The sequence below is a fragment of the Cupriavidus sp. CuC1 genome (genome assembly GCF_044627735.1).
GTDB lineage: Bacteria > Pseudomonadota > Gammaproteobacteria > Burkholderiales > Burkholderiaceae > Cupriavidus > Cupriavidus ulmosensis.
The window spans coordinates 1-3,163 of sequence record NZ_JBIUHC010000328.1 but is presented as its reverse complement, the minus strand read 5'-3'; the positions used below and the strand labels follow the sequence as shown (position 1 = coordinate 3,163).

Sequence of the window (3,163 nt, the reverse complement as noted above, 5' to 3'; positions counted from 1 at the left end):
TATCTCCAATCAACTTGTTCGAGATAAAACGCACCAGCATAGAATCGGTTGTCATGTTTTTTGTAAAACTCAATAGGTCGCGCAGCTTTCCGCCGGCCCGAGGAGCGAACAGGCCTGGCTGATGCCAACGGTCCACAGGAAACTTGATGTAAGCCGCCCGCTTGTCAGAGTTCTCCAGGTGTGTCGGATGAGCTGGTGTTCTAGCTGGTTCTACCGGACCCATTCTGTTTCCTCGATTCTCGGTGCGCGCCGTTTCGCTATGGGGAACTTATACTCAGCCTCCCCCAAATCTGGGGCGGAAAAACAAATGGCTGCTGCTTCGGGTCCAAATGCGTGTCATCCAGACAGCCCTCAAAGGTGCCGCTGCCAGGATGACCCCGGAGGACCGACAGCGTGATGCTAAACTGTGCAACCCCGTAGCCACAGCCGCCGATGCTTTGGTGCAAATCAGCTGGCCACATTACCCAGCCGCCGGTCACGCTGCCACTATACAGGGTGCCGTCGGCTTGCTCCCAAAGCCATTTGCCGCCGCGCACCGATACCTCATGGCCGAGTCCCGCCGGGCCAGTGCGGTCGATGCTGGCAATCCAGAAGCCCCCTTGGCTGTTGTTCTTCAGTCGGCACGGTTCGACGAGTGTGTTGGCCGTTCCGGCGAACGTCGCGCCTTTGGCTCCGCTACCAGACGTCGTACCCTCCGAGGCCTCGACGCCGGAAAGGCAGGCCTGCGTATGGAATTTCGTATGGGCGCAAGCGGCGAGTGACAGAACCAGAATAGCCGACGCCATTAATCGGGCCAGCGCATACGAGTTTGGTTTCATAGTGCACCTCCCGCACGCGAAGGAACGGTTCCCTTACAGTTTAGGAAGCAACAGGAGGCAAACGCAAGTCGGCAGATGCGGGCAAACGGCATTGAATCCTGCCCTAACAGGTTGCTGAAATACCTTTTTGACACCCTCGGCGAGACATTTATCTGGCGTCGAAAGACCGGAAAGCTGAGGCGCAGGCTCGGGTGTGACACGGAAGTCACGCTTCTCTTGATAGTGTGCAAGCGGGGGGCGAGACTTGTCAGAGCGGGCGACCATGACCTAGTCTATGGCGAGTCCAGGAGCGGCGCCAATGGGCCGATGCTCACCGAAAGGCGCGGCGCGGTCCCGTCCCCGGAACGGAGCAGCACGCTAGTTATTTGGAGAGCTTCCATGCCAAGTCCCGCGCAACTTACCGGTTCCACTACACCCACTTCACCCATCGACACCTTCAGCGTTACTGTGAAGGGGCAGGACATTAATAGGGTTCGGGTCTTCGTTACGGCAGACGGCAATGGCAGCCTGGGCGTAGCAAGCGACGGAAAGACCTATGAAATTTATGACGTACCTGGTTCCGCTCTTGGCGCAATTTGCACAGTCAAATCTCTAAACCTGCCTTTTATCTTAACGATAAGTCAAGGCGGGTCTATGCTATATAAATTTGTAAACCTTATTATATGACTTTCAATATTCTCTACTTGCTGTCAGAGTAAAAGGTACTCCGAAGTCGCAGTCAGTCAAATTGAGGCAGAGCCCATTTGAAGCATAGCGCGTACTCGACCTAATCTCGGCGAGCAACACTTTGTCGGCAGGCTGTCACGAACCGGAAAGTGTTTTATTGCCTCGCCCCTGCTATATTAGCCAACATCACGTTGGCAAAGACTCTTTTTATGCAAGTTCAGCTGCCCTTAAAAAAGACTCTGCGCATTGCTGTGCTGGCCTATTGCCTGATGCTGGCGTGGATGTATGTGCGCCAAGACCATTTCATCTACTTCCCGATAACGACCGAGCCGTCACTGTGGCGGGAATTGGCCGTGCATGCGGGGGCCCAGATTATTCCAGGCGTGAACGCGATTGTGGTGGAGCCTCCCGTCGTTGACGCGTCGACGAAAACAGCAGTCTTCTTTCATGGAAACGACGGCGATGCCCTTGAGCGGCTAAGCCTAGCGAGGGTTTTCAACAAACGTGGGTACCGCCTTGTGCTGGCAGAGTATCCGGGGTATGGCCCCAACCCGGGAAAGCCGTCACAGGCCACCATTGTTCCCTCTGTGATAACTTTGATGCAAGAGATTTCCCGGCGTTGGCCTGGTCGCGTGACGCTGGTTGGCGAGTCCTTGGGGAGTGGCGTGGCGGCGCAAATTGTTGCTGCCATGCCTGAGAACGTTGACAACCTAGTGCTCATCACGCCGTTCACCAGTCTGCGAGAGACAGCGGCTCAAAAAATGTGGTTTGTTCCAGTTAGCCTGATATTGAAGTCTCCCTTTGATTCCAGCGCCGCGCTTAAAAATTATCACGGGCCTTCCTCCGTACTGGTAGCTGGTCAAGACGAGTTGATTGGCCCTCAAGCGGGGCTAACACTCCATGAGCAGCTCGCCAGCCAAGGGCCGTCCAGCCTACTTGTGCTGCCACAGGCCACACACAACACCTGGGTGTTTGGCCTTACGGAGCAGAACTGGGACCTGCTGCTGCGCGTCACGCCTCGATAGGCTCTTCAGTCGTACGGCCTTCAGGTGAGCCATAGCCTTGACGGCGAGCGAGGAAAAACAACGATACGCCAAGAAACGGAACACTTCCGGGCGAAGTTCCGGTGCCGATAACTTGCGACACTGCGGTTACAAATCCTTACGGAATTCGCGTAAAGATGATTGCCGCGAACCAGTACAGTTACGCTCGTCCAGAGTCGGGGAAGAAATGAAGCAGCTTGTATTGATTGCGGCATTTGGTGGAGCACTTCTCACAATTGCTCCCGCTGCCAACGCGCGTGTAAATGTCGACATTGGCATCGGAATTCCCGGTGTTGTCTACGCGGAACCGGCGCCGGTCTATGTTGCGCCCCAGCCGGTGTATGTAGAGCCCCAACCGGTTTATGTAGCGCCCCGGCCCGTGTATGCTCCTCGCCCAGTTGTTGTCGCTCCTGCGCCCGTCTATGCGCCCTATTGGCGCGGACGCCATGATGACGAGGACGACCAGGGCGAGCGGAGGTGGCGCGGGCGCGGCCATCACGGACACGGACGACACGGGGACGACGACTGACAGGGACCTGGCAATTTCAATAGGAGCCCCCTAGGAGACTGTCGGATTTTCGGGATCTCCGGTCGTCCGGCGGGACGGGTTAGGCGTTAATAAATTAACAAGTTCGC

4 protein-coding genes are annotated in these 3,163 nt (G+C 56.2%); 2 read left to right on the top strand and 2 right to left on the bottom strand.

From position 1 onward, the window contains the following. Positions 1-223, bottom strand: a 223-nt coding sequence (locus ACGLHR_RS51195) for a hypothetical protein (protein WP_400103717.1), incomplete at its 3' end; no start/stop codon positions are given. A gap of 34 nt (positions 224-257) precedes the next feature. Further along, a complete protein-coding gene (locus ACGLHR_RS51190) occupies positions 258-818 on the bottom strand; it encodes a hypothetical protein (protein WP_400103715.1) in 561 nt (186 codons plus the stop codon). 875 nt (positions 819-1,693) lie between these two features. On the opposite strand from ACGLHR_RS51190, the gene ACGLHR_RS51185 reads away from it, so the two are divergent. Together ACGLHR_RS51185 and ACGLHR_RS51180 are read left to right on the top strand one after the other, a co-directional pair. Next, the gene (locus ACGLHR_RS51185) at positions 1,694-2,509 is read left to right on the top strand and encodes an alpha/beta hydrolase (RefSeq protein WP_400103713.1); all 816 of its coding nucleotides are present in this window, start codon (positions 1,694-1,696) and stop codon (positions 2,507-2,509) included. Between the two features lie 205 nt (positions 2,510-2,714). Then, positions 2,715-3,056 carry a hypothetical protein gene (locus tag ACGLHR_RS51180; protein ID WP_400103711.1) on the top strand — a complete coding sequence of 114 codons (342 nt, stop codon included), beginning with the start codon at positions 2,715-2,717 and terminating at the stop codon, positions 3,054-3,056. Positions 3,057-3,163: the final 107 nt, after the last annotated feature.